Here is a 23,396-nt window from a genome sequence, read left to right as displayed (position 1 = left end):
CAAAGCTCAGTGCAATCGCAAGGCAACTCAACGAACGCCCTCGCAAGACCTTGCAATATCAAACGCCAGCAGAGAAGTTCGCAGAGTGTGTTGCGTCGACCGGTTGAGATCGCCGCCCAAACTGACCATGTCTGCTCACTGCCCAGAGCGGCCACTCATCGCCATAGTGCAACTTCCCTGAAGCAGACATCATTTAGGATGTCAAAAAAATGGTTTCACCGGTTCAGTTCGGTACCTCTTTTTGAACTCACGGAGCACCATCTCAAGCGTCGCCTCAAAAATGCTCTGGTCAAACATCATCGCTTTCTTTGGCTCGTGGAGATAGCGCCAGTCTACGAATGCGTCTTTGTGCTGTGAAAGAATGTCGCGAATACCATAATCGACGAAAACGACGCTAGAATGAGGCGAATTTACCGATCGTTTAAACGCGTCATCGAGCCGCTGCTGACTTTCAGACAGCAAGCCATCAAACAGCTTTAACAGATCATGTGACTTGATGATTTTTGGATCGTCGTGATCGAAAACGAACCACGCCTTTAGCGCCAATTCCATCGACAGCGCTAACAGCATGGGCTCTACACCAACATGCCCGAGATCACTCCAGTCATCAATCTCTTCAAAACGCTGATCTGGAAAGCTCTTCGTTTTTTGCAAAATCGCCTTGGAGGCATCACTAATCCGGATTGCCGTTGATAATCGAGCGCCCATTTTGGTTCCCGTTGTTTGTCCATTCCCAAATTGGAAGCCGAGCAGAGCTAACGCAAGAGGATAATTCCATGGATTTCGGCCCAAAGCACTTTAGCTCAACGGATTAAGCGCCATAGTTGATAGAGCGCAATACCAGACGCAGGCACGGCCAGAGACAGCCATCCACCGTAAGACAGGCAATCTTCGCGCGGTCCAACTTTTGCTTGGACACACCAAGGTGGACAGCACGGTGCGGTATTTAGGTGTCGAGCTTGAAAATGCGTTGAGAATTGCCACGACGATCGGCTTTTTGCCGTTCGTCTTCCCAGATTGATCTTGCATCAAGGCTGGGTCGGTGGCTACTCAGAGCCCACCTATCCAGTTTTCTGAAACGTACTGAATGAACGCTGTTTCCACACAGCAATCGCAGGCATCAGGCACGTCAGCCGCTATTCCAAGATTTTATTGTACCGTTTGTGTCTATTTGGGGTCACCATCCCCTTCCGTTGACCTTGCCTTTGCCGACGTCCAAAATTGTCAAGTGTTCCACTGGCTTGCTTGAGGGCAGGTATTTATAAGTTTACCGATCACGGGATGAGCACAACCTGACTACGCGAAGCATCGATCCCCATCGGATATTCTTTTGCACAATCAGTTGCAGTCTGAATTGTCCATTAAATCGTTGGGCATCTGGGTATTGCAGAGCAGTGCCGGTTGAAGGTCAGTATTCTCCATCAAGGCACCCTCAAACACAGCGCCGCGCAAATCGGCACCTTCAAAGGATACATTGATAAGGGTTGCACCGGTAAAACTTGCACCTCGCAGGTTGGCAGACGCAAAATTTACGTCTCGCAACACAGACCCAATAAAGACCGCGATACTGAGTTGAGCCGCGTGAAAATCAACCGCGCTCAGGCGTGATTCCTTGAGGTTTATTCCCGTCAATCTGAGTTCGGAAAAATCCACGTCTTCGAAGCTGCACCCCCTGCAATCTCCGAGCATTCGCATTTCTTCCGACTTGTCGGCGTCTTGGGCGTAAGCGAAGTTAGCGATCACAAACATTACCATTGCCGTTTTTATCATTTTTGATCTCGAGTCCGCTCACGCGCAAATGTTTCATTTCAGGCCTCACAAGACTTATTTGGCCGTTCAAAAATCGAATAGCTCACCCAGAAGGGATCCGCGCCGCTTATTCCGAGGCTTGTCACGTTCACTGCGACGGTCATCATCGTCCCAGTCGCGATCCTCAGCGCCTGTTGTGCTTGTCCCGCGGGAAGTTGGGCAGTAATCAATTTCCACACCGCAGCGATCAGTCATCACTAGGGTTTCGCCATCAACCGGACATTTCATCGTATTTTTGAACCTTTGGTTTGGGGTTATGGCTGTCGGAAGGCTATTTGGTTCAGTTAAAGCAATCGGATCGGGATTATCCCTTCGATTCCCTTCAAGTGTTCCTCATTTTTCCCGCGCTCTTCTCACTAATTAAATGGCTACTGCTCTTTGAATTTCAATGACGTCACCGGGACGTAGGCGGTGTTTTGCTGATCCCAGAAAGCCTTTTTCACCCCATGGTTTCGGCACAAAATTTCGCTTTGAGCCGAGACAAACCTGCTTGATGGCGAACGAACGCTGATATCTTTTTTTAGGGCACCAGTGGCCAAACGAGCGGGATCAGCAACACCGTCGTTGCCCCGGTAATGATATTCATCGGAATACCGATCTTGAGGAAATCAGTAAATCTGTACCCACCAGCGTTATAGACGAGCGTATTGGTCTGGTAGCCGATTGGCGTCGCAAAGCTTGCGCTTGCAGCAAACATCACAGCTACAACGAAAGGACGCGGATCAAGGCCAAGCTGGATTGCCACGCCCGCCGCGATCGGTGCCAGCAGGACGGCGACTGCATTGTTGGTGACCAGCTCCGTCATGATCGACGTCAGGGCAAAGACCAGTGCAAGGGCGACAATCGGTTGGACCGTGGACAGCAGCGGCGATACCTTGGCGACGATCAGCGCAAGCGCCCCCGAATTGTCCAATGCGCTCCCCAATGTCAGCATCGAAACGATCAGCAACAGCAATCGGCCGTCGATCGCCCCCACTCCTTCATCCGCATCAATGCAGTTTGTCAGCAAAACCACCGCAACCCCGATCAGCGCAAGGGTCAGGATCGGGGCCACATTCAGGGCCGCCAAAACAACAACGGCAACCATGGTGGCAATCGCGATGGGGGCTTTCTTGCGGCGAAAGCCCCGCGAGGTCACAGGGGAAAGCTCGATCAACTGTTCTTCGACGGCAAGCCGCGCGACATCGTCCTGCGCACCGTCAAGTAGGAGAGTATCGCCGACCTCCAGTTTCATCTTCGCAAGGCGCATGTCGACCGCTGCTCCCTTTCGGTGGAGTGCGACCGGATAGACCCCGAAACGGCGGCGCCACTGCAAGCGCCCGACCATCCTGTGCAGCGCTTTCGAATTCGGGCCGATCAGAACCTCGACAATCGACGTGCGCCGAGCGGTCGACGGCTCGGTGCCCAGAACGGCGTTGCCCACCGCAGCGCCGTCGCGAAACCCCATGATCTCGGTATCTGTGGTCTTCACAACCACAACATCACCAGCCGCCATCGTCGATGTGGCGAGGGTTGCGCGCAGGGAAAGGTCGCCACAGACAAGATCAACGACCCGACTTCCGGCCTTCTTGAAAGCGTCAACTTCCAGCACAGTCTTGCCGATCAATGGCGAGCCCGCAGGAATAAACAGTTCAACCAGCCAGGTGCGGCCGTCGCGCTTGGACTGAACCTCTCCGACCGTCTGTCGCACGGGCAGAAGGCGCGGAGCGGCGATTGCCAGAAAAGCTCCGCCAACGATGGTGACGACGATTCCGACAGGCGCGATCTCGAACAGACTGAACGGTGCCATCCCCAGATCGCGTGCAACGCCATCCACCAGCAGATTCGTCGAGGTCCCGATCAGCGAACAGGTGCCGCCAAGAATAACCATGTAAGACAGCGGGATAAGAAGGTGCGAAGCCGCAATCTTCATTTGACGCGCAAGGGTGATCACGACCGGAATCAGCACAATGGCCACCGGTGTGTTGTTCATGAAAACCGAGGCCCCGGCCGCGGCACTGAAGAAAAGCGCGAGTGTCAGGACCGGACGGGTCGAGGCATATCGACCAAGGACATTGCTGAGGGCCTCAAGTACGCCCGTCCGGACAAGGGCCGCGCTGAGGACGAACATCGCGCCAATGGTTGCAGGTGCAGGATTAGCGAGCGCACCCAGAACATCGGTCGGCTTGACAAGTCCGATGGCAAGAGCTGTTGCCGCCCCGCAAAAGGCGACAACATCCGGGGATCGCAGTTCCAAGACAAAGGCAGTAAAAACACCGAGGAACAAGATTACGGCAACGTAAGGTGCCAGTGTCAAAAAGTCGATTTCCATGATGTGTTCAGGCTCCTTTAGGCCAGTGGCGACGCGGATTCAGGCTTTCTCGACTTGAACTGCATCCTTGTTTTCTTATCATACATTCAGGTGCAAGAAACGGTCAGAGTGACCTTGCCCAGCGAACTGCAGAGGTATCTCGCCAAGGGATTGCGCCCCCGGCGATGGTCGTTTTCAGGCCAGATTGCGCAGGGCATCCGGCATAACCGCACCCTTGTTGCGTTGCGCGAGCCAGGCGAGGACCGGCCCCGCCACAAACAACGAAGACGCGGTGGCGATTGTCACGCCCGCAATCATTGGCCAGGCAAAGCCCGATACCGCTGGCCCACCCCAGATCGCCATCGGCACAATCGCTGCGAGCGTTGTACCAGAGGTAAAGATGCACCGAGCCAGAACCTGATTGAGACTTCGGTCGATGACATCAGCCAAGGGGTCTTCACGGCCTTCAGCAAGGTGTTCGCGGATCCGGTCATAGACCACGACCTTGTCGTTGACCGAATAACCGATCAGCGTCAGCAGGGCGACGATGGTGGTCAGGTTCACCTCCCATCCCATTAGGGCGATGAAGCCAAAGGTTTTGGTGACGTCAAGGAAAAGCACCGCGATGGCACCGGCAGCAAAGTGCCATTCGAACCGGACCCAAATGTAGGCCAACATCGCCAGGACCGCGAGGCCAAGTGCCAGCAAGCCGGTGGTTGCCAGTTCGCCGCTGATCGTTGGGCCAACAAGGTCGATCTGGTTGAACACCGCATCTGGGATCACGTCTGTTGCTGCACGTTCGACGGCGGCAACCGTGGCCTGCCCGACCTCACCCTGCACCCGGATCAGCGCTTCATTGGGATTGCCGAAGGCCTGCAGGCTCGCGTCGCCCGGAACCTGTTGCGCGATGGCGGCACGCAACTCGGACAATGGGACGGGCACGTCCGAGCGCAGGACCATCTGCACCCCGCCGGTAAAATCAATCCCAAGGTTAGGCCCAGGCACCGCAAGCAGGCCCAGCGACCCCACAGACAGCACTGCCGATATCGCAAGTGCGAGTCGCCCGCGCCGCATGAAGGAAAGTCTCCTCGGCGCTGGCACGCCACCAAACAGCGGCGCGATGTCGAGCCGCTTGAGTTTGCGGCGACGCACCAGCGTCTCCATCATGAACCGCATCAGCGCGACCGCCGTGAACATCGAGATGACGATGCCAAGGCTCATCGTGACGGCAAATCCCCGGATCGCCCCGGCGCCAAACATGAAAAGCAACACCATCGCCAGTAGCGTTGTGATGTTGGCGTCAAGGATTGTCGCCCAGGCCCGCCCATAACCGAGCGTCAGCGCCTTGATCGCGATCGCACCTTTGGCGGTTTCTTCGCGGATACGGCTAAAGATCAGGATGTTGCTGTCCACTGCAATGCCAAGACACAGGATGATCCCGGCGATCCCCGGTAACGTCAGCGTCGCCCCCAAAAGTCCCAACGCGGTCAGCGTAAGTATTACGTTCAGCCCAAGAATGGCGCTGGCCAGAAGGCCCCAACCGCCGTAAAGCCCGATCATGATCGCCACCACCAGCGCCAGACCGATTGCGCCCGTCACCAACCCCGCACGGATGGAATCCGCACCAAGTGTAGCACCCACGCTGCGTTCCTCGATCACGTCGAGCGAGGCAGGCAGTGCGCCTGAGGTCAGAAGCACCGCCAACGTCTGCGCCTCTTCAAGCGTGAAATCGCCGGTGATCTGACCTTGGCCGCCCGGAATGGCCTGCTGGATGACCGGGGCGGTCAGAACTTCACCATCCAAAACAACCGCAAACCTTTGACCGATATTGGCGGCCGTAATCTGGGCAAATGCAACGCCGCCCTGCCGGTCGAAATTAAAAGTAACCATCGGCTGGCCGGTGTCGGGTTCGAACCCCGAGGCCGCCGCATCCAGCTGATCGCCCGACAGTGCCACACGGTCTTCAACCGGAATCTCGCCCGTGCCGTCCCGAAGCGGCAGCAGCGTCACGCCCGGTCCGGGCCCCGGTGCGACCATCTGGAAACTCATCTTTGCAGTCGATCCCAAGAGCGCGCGCAATTGGGCCGGGTTCTCGACGCCCGGCATCTGGACAAGGATGCGATCATCGCCGACCCGGCTGATCACCGGCTCGGAGACACCGACCTGATCAACCCGGTGGCGGATCACTTCGAGGCTGGCATCGGCGGCATCGCTTGCCGCGCGATCAAGTCCGGATGACGTTAGGGACAACCGCACTAGGCCGTCGGACAGGTCGAGGGTAAAGTCCGGTGGGATACCGGACTGAGCGGTGGCGGACGCCGCCACCTGCAAAGCCGCAAGTAGCGCGTCGTTTGCGGGAGCAGACAGTGCGGTGCCGTTCACCCGGATCGTTGCCGGGTTCAGGTTCAACGTGCGCATCTCGGATACAAGTATCTGACGCAACTCCTCAAGGCGCGCGGTTGCCAGATCCGCGCGATTGATGGCGAGCAGCAGATGCGCGCCACCCTGCAGATCAAGGCCGAGTGAGACCGTCTGGCTGGTTGCCCAAGGCGGCAGCGTGTCGCGTATGTCTTTGGAAAGAAAGTTCGGAAGGGCCGTCACCACTGCCAGTAGCAGAAGGACGGCATAGGTCATCACAACCCATGCTGGTCGGCGCATTTTTAGTATCCTTTGGTGCCTGAGTGTTCGGTTTGACGTCGGGATGTCAGACCGCAGGCGGCCCCCGAACTGGCGGAAGGATAGTGATTGCAGGAGTAGAAACGGATGCCACATATTGCCACGACACACGCGCCAGCGTTAGTCGTTGTTTGGGAATTTTTGGCGCGGGCGCAGTGGCCTGCGGTATGTCGCCCTCGGGCAATGGCGCGCGTATCAGATGGCTCTGCGCCGTAAGGATGACCGGCGCAAATGCGGTCTCAAGTGCCTCAACGGGGCCATTGTGCGTGGCCGTTCGTTTCGCGCCGACATGATGCGCCCCAAAAAGCGCAACCGCCAGCACAAGGGATAGCCGCGACAAAATCGCGGCTATCCCCCTTGCGGCTTGGCCACGCCGCTTTGTCATCCCTGCGCAGCCCAGACATAGGCGGCATATCCCGCCAGCATCACGACCCCAATGCCGCGTCCAATCACCGGCCGGGTCAGCAGAAGCAAGGTCAACACCAGCGAAACGGCAATCATCACCGGAAGGTCGAAGGTCAGGAACCGCGACGCCACCGGGATTGGCGTGATCAGTGCGGTGACGCCGAGAATGCCCAGAACGTTGAAGATGTTCGACCCGATGATATTGCCGATAGCGATTTCGGACTGACGACGAAAGGCCGCGATCAAGGATGTGGCAAGTTCCGGTAGGGACGTTCCGACGGCGACGATTGTCAGTCCGATGAATGCCTCCGAAATGCCATACCCACGCGCGATCGAGACTGCACCGTCTACCAAAAACCGCGCGCCGACCATCAAGGCGACAAGCCCGCCAATGACCCAGAGCACCGACACAAGCGTTGAGGCCGGAGGTTTCAGACTGTCGTCCTCTTCTGCAGCCTCACCCGACTTCAGATAGGCCCAGATCAGATAGGCCACCAAGACGCCGAACAGAACCAGCCCGGACAGGCGCGTCATCTGGCCAAAGGCGAAAAACGGCACCAGCAAAAGTGCCGCTGACATCATAACGGCCGTGTCGCGCCGCAGGGTTGCACCCATGACCTTGATCGGCCAGACCAGAGCCGAGAGGCCGACGATCAGCAGGATGTTGGCGATGTTGGACCCGATGATGTTGCCCAATGCGATATCGGGAACGCCGCGCCAAGCTGCGTCGACCGAAACCAGAAGTTCAGGCGTAGATGTGCCGAAGCCCACGACAGTCAGGCCGATCAGTAGCGGCGGGATCGCCAAGCGCCGAGCGATGCCGACACTGCCCCGCACAAGCGCCTCGCCGCCGAAGAACAGACCGAGCAGTCCGACGAACAGGTAAAAATAGTCCAAATTGTTGCCCCCAGGGGCGAGTGATGTGCCCTTGATTGAAAATTATGGATGAGGCCGGGCGCTTGCAAGGGCCGCCAAAAGATAATTCTCGGACGGACAAGCCGCACAAATATGCTACGCAGCGCCCCTTGAAGGAAAGCAGTGGCGACACGACGTCTAGTATTGGATCCCAAGGCGGGAGGACGTTACCCATTCCCGCCAAAAGAAAAGCGCCCGCGCAGAAACAAAGGAGATGGTGGATGACCGCCATGATCTCATCATCGAGAACCATGTCAAAAGGCGACGACTCCGGTCCTGACGGCTATGCATATTTTGCGGACCGACGGAAAAGGGTCGACCAATTCATTGATCACCACTTTACCTGGCCTGGGACCTTGCATCTACACAGCGCCGCGTTTGGTTGGGATGTCCTGCGTGCGCCGATCAACGTGATCCTGTCTCCGGTCCTCGTCCTGACTCGGATCGTCGCCATTGTGTGTCGGCGGATCAGGTTGCCTGCAATTGCCAACTGGCTTGCGGCGCGGCGTATCCTGCTGCCCACGGCGGTCTCGCGTCGGGTAGAGGCTCTTATTGCGACTGACCTTCTGGTCCTGCCTATGTCGCAAGGGGCAGCGGCTTGTGACCCGGGTGCGCTGTCCCGCGCCGTTCTTGCAGCCCCCCAGTTTCGCGAGTTGATCCGTAAACGCGCAGACGCGGCAGAGGTGCAGGTTCTCGGTCAGAGGATTGCGGATGCGCTTGGTGATTACGCGGGGACGCGGTCGGCGGTGGCAGAGATGACCACGGGCCTGGTCACGCTGACCGTGGGCGCGTTTGTGTTCCAGGCTCTGACACCTGGCATGATATCGATGGCACCCGGCGTTGCGGACGCCATGGCCCAGACCACGGCTATTGCGGAGTTTCCCATGGGTCAGACCATCGGAGGCCTATGGTACGGCATGTTCCCCACAGGCGCATCACCCCTGTTTTTTGCCGCAAGTGTGACGATCCTTATCATGATTGGGTCGGTCTTTGCAGCGTTTGCGGGTGTGCTGGCCGATCCGATCCAGAGCCGTCTTGGCATTCACCGCCGTCGTCTAATGCGCCTGATCGATACGCTTGAGGTGGAGCTTTGCGGTTCCGGCGACAAGCCCTTCGCCGTACGCGAACACTACTACGCTCGGCTTTGGGACCTTTGGGATATCGTCGGCAGTGCATTTCGGCTCTTTCGGAATTAGCGCGCGGCTGGATGGTCCGGCATCGTAATATTTAACACAAAACCTGTGAAATGGATTCCGGAACTGTCCGGTAAAAGTTGGAGAGAATGGTCTTAGAAATTGCAGTCGTCATTCTGCTCACGTTCATCAATGGCGTGCTGGCGATGTCCGAACTTGCCATCGTGTCTGCCCGCCCCGCCCGATTGAAACTGATGGTTGACAAGGGCAGCAGGGGTGCCGCGATAGCCATCACGCTTGCCAAGGACCCCGGTCGGTTCCTGTCCAGTGTTCAGATAGGCATCACACTGGTGGGGGTGTTAGCGGGCGCTTTCTCCGGTGCGACGCTTGGTGCGCGTTTGTCCTCATCATTGGTTGAGGCGGGTTTGGCGGTGAAGTTTTCCCAGCCACTTGGTGTGGGGTTCGTGGTTGTGGCCATCACCTATCTGTCGCTGACCGTGGGCGAGCTTGTTCCCAAACAGATCGCTTTGCGTGCGCCCGAACAGGTCGCGGCCCGCATGGCGCCGATGATGGGCCTCATTGCGCGCGCCGCAGCACCGCTGATCTGGGTGCTTGATCGGTCCGGCAAGATTGTATTGCGTCTGCTCGGTCAGTCCGGCGCCCAGTCGCGAAAGGTGAGCGATGAAGAAGTGCGCCTGATCATCGCCGAGGCCGAAAGCACCGGAGCCATGAACCGCGCCGAAAGCGGGATGATCGCCGGTGTCATGCGCGTGGCCGACCGTACGGCGCGCGGGCTTATGACGCCGCGCCACGAGGTTGAAACGCTCAACGCATCCAGCAGCACAGCGCAGATCCTCAAACAGCTTCGCGGGATGAGCCGGTCCAGACTGCCGGTTCAGGACGGCGATGCAGACGACATCATCGGCGTGTTGATGACACGCAACATTTTGGGGCCCGCATTGATGAACGAACCCTTCGATTTGCGCGCTCTGCTGCGTGAAGCGCCGGTCGTCCAGGGTGGACAAAGCGCGCTGGAGGTCATCGAACGGTTGCGCACGGCGCCCGCGCATATGGTGCTCGTCTATGATGAATATGGCCATTTCGAAGGTATCATCACACCGATGGACGTTTTGGAGGCCATAACCGGCGACTTCCCGGACAGCGAAGCGGACGAACCCAAAGTCGTCACACGTGCCGACGGATCGTACCTAGTCGCGGGCTGGATGCCCGTGGATGAATTCGCCGATCTGTTGTCGCTGGAGCTTGACGATGATCGTGATTACGAGACGGCAGCCGGATTTGTCCTTGAGAAGATCGGCAGGCTGCCCGAGGTCGCGGAACGATTTGATCTGCAGAACTGGTCAATCGAAGTCGTCGATCTGGATGGTCGCCGCATCGACAAGCTGCTGGTGACGCGCGTGAACTAGGAACCAAGACGCCTGCAATCTGCTGCGCCAGACAATGTTCCCGAAATTTGCGATTTCCGGAACATTGATCAGCGGTTAATCGCTTGCCTAGATGTGACTGCCCTGTCCCTGTGATGACAATAGAAAATCAAGATCGCATGCAAAAAATTGATTTCTCTGGCAGGTGTTGTGCGCCAATTCGCCACTCACCACTTCGTATATGCTGGGTCAAGGTTTGCTCCTGAAGCTGCGGCGCGTTGGGTGAACGAGACTTTCGAGTACTCTTCAACCGTCCTTTTTCGGAGTTTTGGTGACATGGACCTTCTTTTTGTCGATTTCTTGGGAAAACCTGTATGGAGTTGGATTGGTTTTCTTTTGCTCGTTCTGGCGCTTCTGATCTTCGACCTTGGCGTGTTGCAACGTAAATTCCACGGAATCGGAGTGCGCGAAAGCCTGATGCTGTCAGCCTTCTACATCAGCATCGGATTGCTGTTCTCGCTTTGGGTTTGGTACTTTTTGGGCCAACCGTCCGCACTTCAGTATTTGACCGGCTTTGTGGTTGAAAAAAGCCTCGCACTGGACAACATTTTCGTTATCGCGATGATCTTTGGATATTTCGGTGTGCCGCGCGCCTATCAGCATCGGGTGCTGGTCTATGGCATCATTGGCGTTGTTATCTTGCGTGGTATTATGATCGGCCTTGGCGCGGCGGTGGTCGCGCGTTTTGATTGGGTTCTTTTGATTTTCGCGGCGTTTCTGATCTTTACGGGGATCAAGATGCTGATGTCGGGAGGCGGCGAATATGATGTTGCGGCCAATCCCGTGCTGCGGTTCATGAGAACCAAGTTTCGAGTGACCGAAGATCTGCATGGCGAACGCTTCTTTGTCCGCGTGCCTCACGCCAATACTGGCAAAGTGGCGCTATATGTGACGCCGCTCTTTCTGGCGCTTGTGATGGTCGAACTGGCCGATGTTATTTTCGCTGTCGACTCGATCCCCGCAATCTTTGCGATTACGCAGGATCCCTACATCATCTACACATCAAACATCTTCGCCATACTCGGTCTCAGGGCGCTGTATTTTGCTTTGTCTGCCATGATCCATCGCTTTACCTACCTTCCGACAGCATTGTCGCTGGTTCTGATCTTTATTGGTGGCAAGGTTATTGCAGCCGAGGTTCTGGGGCTGGAAAAGATACCTGCTTCGATTTCGCTGGGGATCACGTTGACTATTCTGATTGGCGGAATCGCCGTGTCGCTGTGGCGAACTCGCGGAGCGGCTGATGGTTCGGTTTCTGCCCCAATTATCCAGGTCATAGCCGAATGAACACTCTGTCCTCAGGACTGCCCCTTGGCAATGGGGCACCCGCAAAGAAGCTATCGGACGTCCTGCGGGAACTCGATCAGGGCGCGGGCGATCGCATCTCGCTTGGCGATCTGATCACCGCACTTGGGGAACGAAGTTTCGTGCCTCTGATTATCCTGTTCTCGCTGCCGAACGTGTTCTTCTTCGTGCCCGGATCATCGGTCATCACGGGATTGCCACTTATATTCATCCTTTGTCAGCTCATACTTGGTCGGCCTGCGGTCTGGCTGCCCAAGGTTTTGAACGAGCGTTTCATAGAGCATGTCACGTTCACCAGGATTGTCATTAAGGCCGTCCCTTGGATCGAATGGGTCGAACGCATGGCGCGGCCGCGCTATTGGCCGTTTTCGCGGGTCGTGGCGGAAAGGGTCGTCGGACTTACCAGTCTCGTGATGGCCATTTTCATGTTCCTGCCGATCCCCTTTGCAAATGCCCTGCCTGCGGTGTCGGTGATCACGCTGGCACTCGGTCTGGGTGAACATGATGGGGTGTGGCTTGCTGGCGGCGTGGTTGCCAGTCTAGTATCAACCGTGATCGTCTTTGCCATTTTTTCGGCAGGCACCTTCGCAATGCTGAGCTTTTTTTAAGGACCCGAGTAATGCCATCGCAGAATGAAGCCTCCTCAGCGCTGCAAGGTCACGGCGACGACGCCCACCGCCCCAAACGGACCGCCGCTTTGACAATCGGCGCAGTTGGCATCGTTTACGGCGACATCGGCACAAGTCCGCTCTATGCGTTTCGCGAGGCGCTGCGCCCCGCCGCCGCAGATGGTTTGACCCAAGCTGAGATTCTTGGAGTCGTGTCCTTGCTGCTCTGGGCGCTGATCCTGATCGTGACCCTGAAATACGTCTTGTTTCTTCTGCGCGCGGATAACCATGGTGAAGGCGGAATCTTGGCACTCGTGGCTCTCGTCCAAAAGAAACCCAGAAGAATTGGAGTGGCCTTCGTTCTGGGCGTGTCGGGTGCGGCCTTGTTTTTCGGGGATGCGATCATCACGCCGGCGATATCCGTTCTTTCCGCTGTCGAGGGCCTGAAGCTCGTCACTCCCTTGTTTGAGCCTTACGTGATCCCAATTGCTATCGGCATTCTCGTATCGCTGTTCATGGTGCAAAGCCGTGGGACCGGTCCGCTTGCCCGGTGGTTCGGCCCGATCACGGTAGTCTGGTTTCTTGTCATGGGGGCCGCAGGTGTGGCACAGATTGTAGAAAATCCAAGTATCCTGTGGGCCTTTGATCCCCGTTTTGCGATGTCCTTCATGACGGAGCATGGAAAAGTAGCATTTATCGTCTTGGGAGCAATATTCTTGGCCGTTACAGGCGCCGAGGCACTTTATGCCGACCTTGGACACTTTGGCCGCAAACCCATACAGATTGCCTGGTTTGCCCTCGTCTTTCCGGCGCTCGTGCTCAATTACTTGGGGCAAGGTGCGTTGGTCCTGCAGACGCCTTCTGCAGTGTCTGATCCTTTTTTTCTGATGGTGCCCTCTTGGGCGCTGCCAGGTTTGGTTATTTTAGCCACAATTGCTACGGTAATCGCAAGCCAGGCCGTCATTACGGGCGCGTTTTCGATGACCCGCCAAGCAATACATCTTGGGCTACTCCCGCGCCTCATGATCCGTCACACGTCAACCACCGAGACGGGCCAGATTTTTCTACCCGTCATCAACGCTCTGCTGCTCGTGGGCGTTGTGATCCTCGTACTTGCCTTTCAGACGTCGACGGCCTTGGCTGCGGCATATGGGATCGCGGTCAGCGGTACTATGATCGTCACGACGGCGCTCGCCTACCTCATGTTGCATCGGGTCTGGGGCATGCCAAAGGCCATTGCCATGGTGACGCTTGCCCCTATCTTGCTGATCGAGACCGTTTTCCTTGCTGCCAATCTCGCGAAAGTTCCGGACGGGGGGTATGTCCCGCTTCTACTTGGCGCAAGTTTGGTGATTGTTATGTGGACTTGGGCACGCGGTACACAGCAACTGTTCATGCAGTCTCGTAAAACTTCAGTGCCCTTGGATGATTTCATTCCGAGGATCGAAAAAAGCTCGGCTCTTCGTGCTCCCGGAACAGCCGTATTTCTGACCAGCGATGTTGCCGCCACGCCGCCGGCGCTCTTGCACAATCTCAAACACAATCATGTCCTGCACGAGCATATTATCGTCTTGACCGTCGAGACACGTGACGTACCGCGCGTGCCCGAGAACGAACGTGCTGTCATTGATCGTCTGAGCGATCGGTTCGAACGGATCAGTCTGCGGTTTGGCTTCATGGAAACGCCCAACGTCAACCGCGCGTTGGGGACTTGCCGCAAGCAGGGCCTGCAGTTCGAAGGCATGAAAACCACTTTCTTCCTTGGTCGCCGTAAGCTTGTCGCCAAAGCAGACATCGGGATGCCAATTTGGCAAGACCACCTCTACATTTTCATGTCGCGCTTGGCGGCCGATCCGTCCGATTTCTATCATCTGCCGCGTGACCGGGTCGTAGAATTGGGCTCGCAAGTTGCAGTTTAGCAGACCGCGCCGTCATTAATGTACATTCCGCATGTCCAACCTAGCAATTTAGCGCGACGAAACCTGACATTGGCCATGAAGTATCCAGTGGAAGCAAAGTCAGCATGTCGATTGTTGGGATAGACCTAAGCCTCCCCCTTTGAAGTGGTCCGTCCCTATCGTTAGGAAACGGAGGACCATAGATGGCCATGAAGAGACCCAAGCCCGAAGAGATTGTCGTGAAGTTGCGGTAGGTTGAAGCTCAGAGGGGGCAAATTGATACCTTACCCCAGCCTTTGCGACCCTTCTTCCACCAAAACCGGATGCTCTCTAACCAACCGTATCAACATCTCGACATTCCGCCCTTAGTCCGGTGGTCTTACCGAGCTCTAGAAAACTGTGCAGTTGCATCGCGCACGAATGGTAGCAATGCGAATGTTGTACCGAAGTGTTGGCGGGAGGGCATTTGGGCCTCTCATTCTTTGCGCGATCAAATTCAATACGGAATACTATTGAGTATCTACAGGAGAGCGCAGACTGACGCAGTCATCAACTTGAAGAGCTTTTTCGACGGCCGCAGAGCCCGCGCTGCCGACAACGGCGCTAAACGTAGCGAAGGTCGGTTCCCGCCCTTAGTTACGATTTCTGCTAAAAACTAAATCAGCCGTTAGAAGTAATCTTAAATTCTGCTGCGTGGCCCGTGGAAAAGGTCATTGCAGCGGTAAAGGCAATCGTCGGCGAGTTGAACGCCTTATCAACTATCGTGGATAGCATTCTAACGCCCTCCTAAAACGCACTGGAACCAAAACCTGGAGATTGTCTAGCCAAAGCAATCGATTAGCCCTAAAAACTTTCCCAGACACACCGTAACCAAGGCAAGAAAGTGGAAAACGGCTTTGTGCAACAAAAACCGAAAAGTCTGGGACTCAAGATGATTTGTGACGCAGTAACGCTTCCCAAACGCAGAAATAACTGCCGCCGCCGGTTAAGGCGAAGGACAATATTAGGAGAATGGCATAGGCACCCTCTTGGAAAGATCATTCGAAATGCCTGTTAAAGCATAAAGAAATCGACTGAATACTTTTCTAATCCCTTCCAAATCAACCACGCGAGGGGAAATTTGAGTTGTGGAATTCATGTCTGGGCAATATGCACTTTAGGGCAAGGGTAGACTAGGAACCCATAGCTGCCGTTGTTCGTCGTCAGCCTTCAAAAAAGAATAGCCGGGCGTATCTGGCGCTTCACTATTTAATGCCGTCGCAAAAAACCTTTGTCCCAGTAAATCGGAACTGCCGTCGCCATCTTGCACTGTAGACGATCACTGACATTCCAGGCGTGATGTTTAGAGCAGACATGTTTGCCGCCGCATGCAGTTCTAGCTGTTGGGCAAGCCAAAAATTCTGCTGAGCCACCTGATTGAACGCCCCAAAACCGATACTTGGAAGGCTGGCAGTTATGGTTTTGGCAATCGTTTCGGTGCAGGGCCAAGGATTGGTGTTTTTCACATGGATAACCGCTTGGCTCATATCGCCAGCCTGTGAACGTGCCGGGACCCCCAACTGACCAACAGCATCCGATGCTTCGTTTGTGACGGCAGTCCGTCCAAGACGCGACGGCGTTTCCGAAGAAATCGTTTTATACTCTTGATTTAGGCGCGGCATCCCCGTTTCGTCTGCGAAGATCAGCCTGGTATCTGGGTCTGTATGCACAGATGACCCTAAAATCGCCTGAACCATCTCATTGCTTGTATGAGTTTCCGCTGCGACACCAAGAACATGGGAACGAAGTGATTTTGTCCAGTTTTTCCAGCCCGACGCGGCCGAGCTTGCGATTGGATCATCGTCTGAGAGGCCCGCCAATCTACTGACATCATTTTCGAACCGCTGGCGGGCTTGTTCGAATGCTTGCTTGATTTCATTAAAAAAAACATTTGCTTCGCGAAAGTCGGATGACACTGACATAATTCAATCCTATTAATTTTTAAACAAATTTAGGCATCAAGGAGGAAAGCTGTTTGAATCGACTAACATTCCCAAAATGAAATATTATTTTCATTGAAGGTGTCAAAAAACTGCGTTTCAATCAAGTACTTTGCAAAGTCGATATGGCCTCAGGCCTTGGCAAAAGGATTTGGCTTAGCAGTTGGCCATTGGCCTCTGCACTCGCAAGAGCGCGTTGCATTTGAGGTTCTTTATAGTTCGTGCGCGGCAATCGGTGACGCCGTGACACTTGGCCCCAATATGGTGGATGATGAAGGTTGGCTGACCTACACGCGCAAGAAGTCTGTTAGTATGGCAACCGCGCCGTTTAATGGCCTGGTCGCGCCTAACTGGTTTGGATGGACCGACGATTTAGAACGCGCCCTTGCCGCCCAGCCCAAGCGACACTTCACGTTATTCATGTGCACCAGCTATGGCACACCACGATCGCACAAGGGAGCCGCAAGCTGGTTTTCACGCGCATGTAGTGCCGCCGGCATACCGCATCTTTCATCGCATGGCGTTCGAAAGTATCGCGCATCGATGTTCAAAGAGAACGGCGCAACTCCAGAACAACGCATGGCAATTTTAGGCCACGAGTCCAAGCATGAGGCAGACCGATATTCCAAGTCCGCCGACCTGCGCAAAGTCATAACGAATGGGTGAAAGTTCCAACTAGTTCCAACTTTGCGTATAAATGCAAACAAAAACAACTAGTTAAGGTGTCAGTGGCGGACAGACAGGGATTCGAACCCTGGAGACGGTCACCCGCCTACACACTTTCCAGGCGTGCGCCTTCGACCACTCGGCCACCTGTCCGTTGGGCGGGTTTTAGTGTGGGGTTTGAAGGGGCGCAAGAGCAAATAGTGGAATTAGCACTAAAACTTGAATCTGTGCCTCAGACTCTAATTCTGGGATCAATTGCATTTGGCATTTAGCCTTAAAAATCATGCGAAATCTAGACATCTAGTAGAATGTTGACCCGTCGATTGGTTGCGCCTTTTTTCTCGACTTTGCCGAAATGAATCAGGCCAATTTCGCCAGTGCGTGCCACATGTGTACCGCCACAGGGCTGCAAATCAATCATTTCGCGACCCTCGCCTATTGCGATGAGCCGGATGCGCCCTGAACCTCGGGGGGGTTGAACGCGGAGCGTCTTAACCAGACCGGGGTTCGCGTCGAGTTCAGCATCCGTAATCCACGTTTCGGTAATGGGGAGATCGCGATCTATGAGCGCATTTATCCCCTCCTCAAGCGCCTCGCGATTTTCCAGCGGATAGGGCATATCAAAGTCGAGACGCCCTTTTTCAGACCCGATTGAGCCTCCGGTCACCGGCAAAGGGATCACCACCGACAGGATATGAAGCGCTGTGTGAATCCGCATGTGGCGGTGACGACGTTCCCAATCTAGCTGTTGTATTACCGCGGTCCCAATGGGTGGAAGTGGCGCTGGGGTGGCGGGAAGGAGGATGATCTGCTCGCCCTGCCCCTTGATGGTTGTCGCCACCTCAAGGGTCTCGGATGGCGCCCATGTGAGCTTCCCGCTATCGCCGGGTTGCCCCCCACCGGTTGGATAAAAAATCGAGCCATCCAAAACCACGCCCCCTTCGGGAGTATGGGCCATAACCGTGGCAGGAGCATCGCGCAGATACGGGTCTTGTTGAAACAGTTTTACACTCATATGGAAGGCTCTTCTAACGGTTTTGCAGGGGGTGGGCCAAACCCTTTTAAGTCCTCGGGATTGCGCAACCAAAGGTCCGATTGTGGGAATGGGATGGAAATGCCCGCTTCATTGAAACGTCGCAAAATTTCATGATTTAGGTCGCTTTGAACATTTAGTTTCCAATTAATGTCCCGCAAAATGAGCCGCAACTCAAAATCCAAACTTGACGCGCCAAACCCGCGAAACAGGGCCTTGGGTTCGGGGGTGGCCAAGACCATTGGGTGGCCATTGGCAACTTCGAGCAGGAGATCCGCGACTTGGTTTGAATCCGAGTCATAGGCAACGCCTATAGGCAAAATAAGCCGACCAATCGAATTGCCGCGCGTCCAGTTCGTCACAACGCCGGAAACGAGGTCACCGTTGGGAATGATAACATCCGTTCTGTCAAACGTTTCGATCCGAGTTGAGCGTACCGAAATATCGCGGACATACCCCATTTGGCCGTCACTGGTTTCAATCCAGTCGCCCTCGGATATCGGTCTTTCTGCCAGTAGAATTATGCCCGACACAAAGTTGGAAACGATGTTTTGAAGGCCAAAACCAATACCGACCGACAATGCCCCAGCGACAATCGCCAAGGAGCTAAGATCAATCCCTGCCACCATAATTGCCGCGAGCCCCGCAAGGAAGATCCCAACATATCCAAGGCCAGACACGATGGCATTTTGCCCCCCAATGTCGAGCGTGGTTTTTGGCAAGAGTGTACTGCGTAATGCCCCTTGAAGAAGCCGCGTAATTGTAAAGACCGCGCCAAACGCAAACAAAAACAACAGCAGGCTCGAGGGGGAAACTCGTGTTGTTCCGAAGGTAAAGCCGTTTAAGAAAAGGTTCCAATAATCAAAGATTTGGGCCGGACGTACCCCCGCAATAATTGCGAAAAGAGGGATGGACCCAATCGCCAAAACAAAACCGACGAGAACAGGAATGATCGATTCCTGTGATGCGCCAAATTGCCATGCAATCAAATCATAAACCTGATTGGAAACCTGATGGAGGATAAGAATAACGGCCAAAAGGGCCAATGAAGGGATCAAAGGCGACGTCACCATCACCCCAGCATTATAATACCCAAGCGTTGCAAGAATGGGCCCCAAAATAGCTGGTATCATCACCAAACGGCTTATAAAGGCGATGACCTGATTGCGGAAAGTTGGGTTTGTTGTTCCATCGCTATTTTCGAGTTCATCAAGGACGCCCTTGCGGAACAATTGAACGAGTCGAAAACTCACTAATCCAGAGCCGAGAATGAGCGGATAGACCAAAACGGCCTCGACGCCCTTTTCAGGAGTAGAAATGCCAAACATAAGGATACCCAACGAAGATAGTCCCAGGATAACACTCAAGATGTTTGTATAAAACCGCGCTTCGGCACGTTGAGCCGCCGTCAGTTGAAAAATTTCGCTGCCAACGTTTTCCCGCGGAAACACCTTTTGTCCCAGCCAGCGCCCAACAACAAACATCAAGGCCAGTTGCCCGAGCCCCGAAACCAAAGCCAACCCGTGCGATCCGAATAGACCCAAGAGAACAAGCACTTTAAGGATCAGCAAAATTCCAAAAAGCGGGGCCAAATTCGTGAGTGCAGACAAGGCAACTGAGGAAAACCTGCGCAAGGGTTCACTCGATTGTTGCGCCACGCGGTCTTGCGCTTTTGACATCCAAGTTCCCCAGCGCAGAAACATCACCAAGGCCATTAGGAGAAAAAGCAGAATGCGTGGGGCATTCGTCAGGAGGTTCTGGTTGCGATCCTTTTTATGCCATTCTACCCGCGTTTCTGCCGGGATAATGCCATAGAAATCATAAAGATATTCAATGGTCTGCGCCCAATACTTCGGAAGAATTGGCGAAGGGGTAGACACTAGGAATTCCGAGCGTTTCCGCGCGTTTATAATACGGTCGATCTCGCGAATTAGCCCTGTGGCCAATGCAAACGCTTCGGCCGCCGCAAGAGAAGGTACCCGCAGAACCGCGCGTTCCTTTTCGAGGCTCTTCAGTTTGAATTTTACAATTTCTGCGGTCTCTTGTTCGGTCCCGTTGGTGCCTGATGATGGCGCGGGGGACAGCGCCTCAATCTGGCCGTCGAGCGTTGAGATTTGACCGGAATTAAGGCCTTCTTTGCCGAGAAATAGATCTCTCCAAACAACAATTTTTTTACGCAGAGACTCAAGGTTTTCCGTAGTCTCGGTTGCGTTCACTACGTCTTTTTGCGCCTGCTTGGAAAACGTTTCCCAATCGCCGTAGGTTTTCCCGTTCTCCAAAACGGTCGAACGCAACGTGCGCAAAATCTCAAAGGAACCATCGTCGCCCGCCTCTTCTGCAGGCGACGTTTTTTCAGGCGCGGTTTCCGATTCGCTGACAGGTCTGGAGATCGGAATTGTTGCGGCCGAAGCGTCGTTGGGAGATTGCGCTACTGCGGGGGATGTTTGCGCCCCAAGCGCGACGCAAACCGCAACCGCGCTAAAAATCCAGCGAAACACCCCGCCGCAGCGACTCAATACTTGCATTCAATCAATCCTCAAAAACACCGGGGATGGAGCGCGGCGAGGCCGCAAGCCATTCTGGGTAAGGCAAGCCTTTTTCTTTTAGGAAACTGGGATTGAACAGTTTGCTTTGGTATCGTGTTCCATAGTCGCAAAGAATGGTCACAATGGTATGGCCTGGGCCCATTTCACGCGCAAGGCGCACGGCCCCCGCGATATTGATGCCGCTGGACCCGCCCAAACACAGGCCTTCGTCGCGTAGAAGGTCAAACACATAGGGCAGCGCTTCGGAATCCGGAATTTCGTAGGCATAATCAACTTTTAGGCCCTCCAAATTGGCGGTAATGCGCCCCTGCCCGATGCCTTCGGTAATTGAGTCGCCCTCGGATTTTAGTTCACCATTGGTATAAAAATTGTAAAGAGCTGCGCCTTGGGGATCGGCCAAACCGATTTTGACATCCGCGTTTTTGGCGCGCAGTCCCATTGCAACTCCTGCCAAGGTACCGCCGGAGCCAACCGCGCAGATAAATCCGTCGATTTTTCCATCCAGCTGCTCCCAGATTTCAGGGGCCGTGGTTTCCAGATGGGCTTGCCGATTTGCGACGTTATCGAACTGGTTTGCCCAGATCGCGCCATTAGGTTCGGTTTTGGCAAGTTTTTCCGCCAAGCGTTTGGAATAGCGCACATAATTGTTTGGATTTTTATACGGCGCGGCCGGAACCTGAACCAATTCAGCGCCCGCAAGACGGATCATGTCTTTCTTCTCTTGGCTTTGAGTCTCGGGGATAACGATCACCGTTTTAAAACCCATCGAAGATCCAACGAGGGCGAGGCCAATACCGGTATTGCCAGCGGTGCCTTCAACGATTGTTCCACCCGGTTTGAGCGCCCCCGAGGCGATCGCATCGCGGATGATATAGAGTGCCGCACGGTCCTTAACGGACTGCCCAGGGTTAAGGAATTCCGCCTTGCCCAATATTTCGCATCCGGTCGCCTCAGAAGCGGCGTTCAGTCGGATCAGAGGAGTGTTGCCGATTAGGTCTGGCAAATCTTTGCAAACGCGCATTTCGAGCCCTTTATATTGAGTTGCTCTCTTGTTTAGGATGCTCTGAACGGGAACTCAAGCGCCGCCAACCGCTTGAGCGCGCAAACGGTCGCGATTTTGCGCCAACCAGTAGGCTGAGAGGAGCAGCGGGCCGTTGGCGCCTGCCCCGCTTGTGACCCGTTCCATGAAGGCGTCAAAACTCAGAATGTGGCGCTGTATATCTTCGCCCTCCGCCGCGACACCGCCCAAACCTGCCGTAACCTTCGAGAGGTCCGTGATGCCGATATAGCTGTATAAATACTCGGTAATAGCACCGGGGGATGGGTAATATTCCCCAATGAGTTCAAGCTCAAGCGCGGTCAGGCCCGCCTCCTCCAAGCTTTCTCGATGGGCCGCCATTTCAGGGGTCTCTCCGGCATCAACCCGCCCTGCTATTGGCTCAACACTCCACGGCGACGTGTCACCGCGGATCAACGGTCCGACGCGAAATTGCTCAATTAAAAGAACGCGATCCAACACGGGGTCATAGGGCAAAACAGTGACGGAATCGACCATCACAAAGATGGCGCGTTCGATTTCAGGGCTGACGTCGCCATCAAAGCGGCGATGGGTCAGACGCACGTCGTCCAGTGCGAAAAAATGATCATAGGCGCGATTCTGCGCGATGATCGTTACGTCTGTTGTGGAAAAGCGGTTGGTTGACGGCGCAGATTGTGCGCGCAATTTGGAGGCGGCGCGGGCACGGATGACGCCAAAACGCTTACCAACCTCCTTGGGGACTTCGCGGCCAAACGCCGCCATGACTTCGCGCGCGGCCTCAACCGAAATCGGCCCCCAAACCGTTTGCCAATCGGCAAGCGACCACTGCGGACCAGCTTCAATCACTTGTGGGGGCAAATAAATAAGCGCTTCCTGCCCATCGGTGAGCGTCACGCGGTGCACCTCATAGTCAAAACAGGCCTCGTAGAAGTCCATCCGCGCTTGCATCTGCTCTGTAGGGTTGGGCAGGACCACTCCTTGAGCTGTGAGGCCCGCAGCAGGCAATAAGCACGGATAACCCGCGTCTTTGGCCCAATATACACAATGATCTTGCAAGGAAGCGGGCTGGTTTTCAGGCAGCGTCTCATTGCCCAGCACGACTTCAAGAAGCGGATCGTGCCGCAGGGAACCATAGAGAAAAAGGGCTGTCACGGCGTGTCCTAAATATGGGATATCAATTGAATTGGGAAACGTATCAGTTCCAGCGGCGGCTGGCCCATTCCACGGCAAAACCACCAAAAATTCCGCCAAAAACCATTATGGCAATGGGGAAAGGTGTCGCTGCGATCATCGCATATTTGCCCGCGATACTAAACATATCAACGATGGCTTCCATGGGGCCACCATAGGCTTTGCGCATCGACTGATCGATCATCTCGATCCCTGCATGAAGAAACGTCACACAAATGGTGATGGCCACTGCCGTCGTAAGCCCCGTAGAAAACGCAGCCTTATACCCTTCGCGCTGATGGGGGCCTGCGATGCGCCACGCGACAACAAAGGCGAGTGCCGCACTTATGACGGAAAACAGACCAGGATTTTTGTCATCGGGCAGTGTGAAAACAACGAATTCGCAAGCGAACCATGTGACAATCGCGAAAACAACGCCAGCGACTACTCGGGATGCAGAAAGCATAGAAACCTCATTC

Annotated in this window: 19 protein-coding genes and 1 tRNA gene; 6 read left to right on the top strand and 14 right to left on the bottom strand. The window is 55.0% G+C overall.

Going from position 1 to position 23,396, the window contains the following annotated elements; genetic code table 11:
- Positions 1-201: 201 nt before the first annotated feature.
- The 7 genes from AB9F29_RS14645 to AB9F29_RS14615 form a co-directional block, all read right to left on the bottom strand.
- On the bottom strand, positions 202-708 hold the full coding sequence (locus AB9F29_RS14645; protein WP_369756222.1) for a hypothetical protein: 507 nt from the start codon (positions 706-708) through the stop codon (positions 202-204).
- Positions 709-1,338: 630 nt separating this feature from the next.
- The gene (locus AB9F29_RS14640) at positions 1,339-1,749 is read right to left on the bottom strand and encodes a pentapeptide repeat-containing protein (protein WP_369756221.1); all 411 of its coding nucleotides are present in this window, start codon (positions 1,747-1,749) and stop codon (positions 1,339-1,341) included.
- An 87-nt stretch (positions 1,750-1,836) separates the two neighbouring features.
- Positions 1,837-2,037, bottom strand: a complete 201-nt coding sequence (locus AB9F29_RS14635; protein ID WP_369756220.1) for a zf-TFIIB domain-containing protein — start codon at positions 2,035-2,037, stop codon at positions 1,837-1,839.
- 292 nt (positions 2,038-2,329) lie between these two features.
- Positions 2,330-4,120 (bottom strand): SLC13 family permease, encoded by a 1,791-nt coding sequence (locus AB9F29_RS14630; protein WP_369756219.1) that lies wholly within the window; start codon positions 4,118-4,120, stop codon positions 2,330-2,332.
- A gap of 174 nt (positions 4,121-4,294) precedes the next feature.
- Positions 4,295-6,757, bottom strand: a complete 2,463-nt coding sequence (gene secD, locus AB9F29_RS14625; RefSeq protein WP_369756218.1) for a protein translocase subunit SecD — start codon at positions 6,755-6,757, stop codon at positions 4,295-4,297.
- 46 nt (positions 6,758-6,803) lie between these two features.
- Positions 6,804-7,160 carry a hypothetical protein gene (locus AB9F29_RS14620; RefSeq protein ID WP_369756217.1) on the bottom strand — a complete coding sequence of 119 codons (357 nt, stop codon included), beginning with the start codon at positions 7,158-7,160 and terminating at the stop codon, positions 6,804-6,806.
- Positions 7,157-8,077: a calcium/sodium antiporter gene (locus AB9F29_RS14615; protein ID WP_369756216.1), complete on the bottom strand. Its 921-nt coding sequence runs from the start codon at positions 8,075-8,077 to the stop codon at positions 7,157-7,159. Before AB9F29_RS14615 ends, AB9F29_RS14620 begins: the two co-directional genes overlap by 4 nt.
- Before the next feature lie 239 nt (positions 8,078-8,316).
- Between AB9F29_RS14615 and AB9F29_RS14610 the strand changes: the two genes are divergently transcribed.
- The 5 genes from AB9F29_RS14610 (at position 8,317) to AB9F29_RS14590 (ending at position 14,505) form a co-directional block, all read left to right on the top strand.
- Positions 8,317-9,291 carry a DUF6635 family protein gene (locus AB9F29_RS14610; RefSeq protein ID WP_369756215.1) on the top strand — a complete coding sequence of 325 codons (975 nt, stop codon included), beginning with the start codon at positions 8,317-8,319 and terminating at the stop codon, positions 9,289-9,291.
- Positions 9,292-9,377: 86 nt separating this feature from the next.
- Complete coding sequence (locus AB9F29_RS14605) at positions 9,378-10,655, top strand: hemolysin family protein (RefSeq protein WP_369756214.1); 1,278 nt, start codon at positions 9,378-9,380, stop codon at positions 10,653-10,655.
- Positions 10,656-10,949: 294 nt separating this feature from the next.
- Positions 10,950-11,960, top strand: a complete 1,011-nt coding sequence (locus AB9F29_RS14600) for a TerC family protein (protein ID WP_369756213.1) — start codon at positions 10,950-10,952, stop codon at positions 11,958-11,960.
- On the top strand, positions 11,957-12,586 hold the full coding sequence (locus tag AB9F29_RS14595; RefSeq protein ID WP_369756212.1) for an exopolysaccharide biosynthesis protein: 630 nt from the start codon (positions 11,957-11,959) through the stop codon (positions 12,584-12,586). Before AB9F29_RS14600 ends, AB9F29_RS14595 begins: the two co-directional genes overlap by 4 nt.
- An 11-nt stretch (positions 12,587-12,597) precedes the next feature.
- The gene (locus tag AB9F29_RS14590; RefSeq protein WP_369756210.1) at positions 12,598-14,505 is read left to right on the top strand and encodes a potassium transporter Kup; all 1,908 of its coding nucleotides are present in this window, start codon (positions 12,598-12,600) and stop codon (positions 14,503-14,505) included.
- A 1,223-nt stretch (positions 14,506-15,728) separates the two neighbouring features.
- Here AB9F29_RS14590 and AB9F29_RS14585 read toward each other — a convergent pair.
- Positions 15,729-16,445 (bottom strand): hypothetical protein, encoded by a 717-nt coding sequence (locus AB9F29_RS14585; protein WP_369756209.1) that lies wholly within the window; start codon positions 16,443-16,445, stop codon positions 15,729-15,731.
- Positions 16,446-16,601: 156 nt separating this feature from the next.
- Between AB9F29_RS14585 and AB9F29_RS14580 the strand changes: the two genes are divergently transcribed.
- Entirely contained in the window at positions 16,602-17,129 is a 528-nt protein-coding gene (locus AB9F29_RS14580; RefSeq protein WP_369756208.1) for a tyrosine-type recombinase/integrase, read from the top strand.
- A 63-nt stretch (positions 17,130-17,192) separates the two neighbouring features.
- On the opposite strand, the gene AB9F29_RS14575 is transcribed toward AB9F29_RS14580, so the two are convergent.
- The 6 genes from AB9F29_RS14575 to AB9F29_RS14550 form a co-directional block, all read right to left on the bottom strand.
- Positions 17,193-17,282, bottom strand: a tRNA-Ser gene (locus AB9F29_RS14575).
- 139 nt (positions 17,283-17,421) lie between these two features.
- Entirely contained in the window at positions 17,422-18,144 is a 723-nt protein-coding gene (locus tag AB9F29_RS14570; protein WP_369756207.1) for an alanyl-tRNA editing protein, read from the bottom strand.
- The gene (locus AB9F29_RS14565) at positions 18,141-20,687 is read right to left on the bottom strand and encodes a mechanosensitive ion channel family protein (protein ID WP_369756206.1); all 2,547 of its coding nucleotides are present in this window, start codon (positions 20,685-20,687) and stop codon (positions 18,141-18,143) included. The genes AB9F29_RS14570 and AB9F29_RS14565 overlap by 4 nt, the downstream gene beginning before the upstream one ends.
- 4 nt (positions 20,688-20,691) lie before the next feature.
- Entirely contained in the window at positions 20,692-21,729 is a 1,038-nt protein-coding gene (locus AB9F29_RS14560; protein WP_039000133.1) for a cysteine synthase A, read from the bottom strand.
- A 54-nt stretch (positions 21,730-21,783) separates the two neighbouring features.
- Positions 21,784-22,899, bottom strand: a complete 1,116-nt coding sequence (locus AB9F29_RS14555; protein ID WP_369756205.1) for an NUDIX domain-containing protein — start codon at positions 22,897-22,899, stop codon at positions 21,784-21,786.
- A gap of 43 nt (positions 22,900-22,942) precedes the next feature.
- Complete coding sequence (locus AB9F29_RS14550; protein WP_335584913.1) at positions 22,943-23,383, bottom strand: TrgA family protein; 441 nt, start codon at positions 23,381-23,383, stop codon at positions 22,943-22,945.
- Positions 23,384-23,396: the final 13 nt, after the last annotated feature.

Origin of the sequence: Falsihalocynthiibacter sp. S25ZX9 (genome assembly GCF_041205405.1) — a bacterium.
GTDB lineage: Bacteria > Pseudomonadota > Alphaproteobacteria > Rhodobacterales > Rhodobacteraceae > Falsihalocynthiibacter > Falsihalocynthiibacter arcticus.
Note: the sequence above shows the minus strand (reverse complement) of the source record. Positions and strands in the feature narration are given on the sequence as shown.

Excerpts from the sequence above, each read along its gene's own strand:
- AB9F29_RS14645 (WP_369756222.1), bottom strand. The coding sequence starts at position 708 with ATGGGCGCTCGATTATCAACGGCAATCCGGATTAGTGATGCCTCCAAG.
- AB9F29_RS14640 (WP_369756221.1), bottom strand. The coding sequence starts at position 1,749 with ATGTTTGTGATCGCTAACTTCGCTTACGCCCAAGACGCCGACAAGTCG.
- AB9F29_RS14635 (WP_369756220.1), bottom strand. The coding sequence starts at position 2,037 with ATGAAATGTCCGGTTGATGGCGAAACCCTAGTGATGACTGATCGCTGC.
- AB9F29_RS14630 (WP_369756219.1), bottom strand. The coding sequence starts at position 4,120 with ATGGAAATCGACTTTTTGACACTGGCACCTTACGTTGCCGTAATCTTG.
- secD (WP_369756218.1), bottom strand. The coding sequence starts at position 6,757 with ATGCGCCGACCAGCATGGGTTGTGATGACCTATGCCGTCCTTCTGCTA.
- AB9F29_RS14620 (WP_369756217.1), bottom strand. The coding sequence starts at position 7,160 with ATGACAAAGCGGCGTGGCCAAGCCGCAAGGGGGATAGCCGCGATTTTG.
- AB9F29_RS14610 (WP_369756215.1), top strand. The coding sequence starts at position 8,317 with ATGACCGCCATGATCTCATCATCGAGAACCATGTCAAAAGGCGACGAC.
- AB9F29_RS14605 (WP_369756214.1), top strand. The coding sequence starts at position 9,378 with ATGGTCTTAGAAATTGCAGTCGTCATTCTGCTCACGTTCATCAATGGC.
- AB9F29_RS14600 (WP_369756213.1), top strand. The coding sequence starts at position 10,950 with ATGGACCTTCTTTTTGTCGATTTCTTGGGAAAACCTGTATGGAGTTGG.
- AB9F29_RS14595 (WP_369756212.1), top strand. The coding sequence starts at position 11,957 with ATGAACACTCTGTCCTCAGGACTGCCCCTTGGCAATGGGGCACCCGCA.
- AB9F29_RS14590 (WP_369756210.1), top strand. The coding sequence starts at position 12,598 with ATGCCATCGCAGAATGAAGCCTCCTCAGCGCTGCAAGGTCACGGCGAC.
- AB9F29_RS14585 (WP_369756209.1), bottom strand. The coding sequence starts at position 16,445 with ATGTCAGTGTCATCCGACTTTCGCGAAGCAAATGTTTTTTTTAATGAA.
- AB9F29_RS14570 (WP_369756207.1), bottom strand. The coding sequence starts at position 18,144 with ATGAGTGTAAAACTGTTTCAACAAGACCCGTATCTGCGCGATGCTCCT.
- AB9F29_RS14565 (WP_369756206.1), bottom strand. The coding sequence starts at position 20,687 with ATGCAAGTATTGAGTCGCTGCGGCGGGGTGTTTCGCTGGATTTTTAGC.
- AB9F29_RS14560 (WP_039000133.1), bottom strand. The coding sequence starts at position 21,729 with ATGCGCGTTTGCAAAGATTTGCCAGACCTAATCGGCAACACTCCTCTG.
- AB9F29_RS14550 (WP_335584913.1), bottom strand. The coding sequence starts at position 23,383 with ATGCTTTCTGCATCCCGAGTAGTCGCTGGCGTTGTTTTCGCGATTGTC.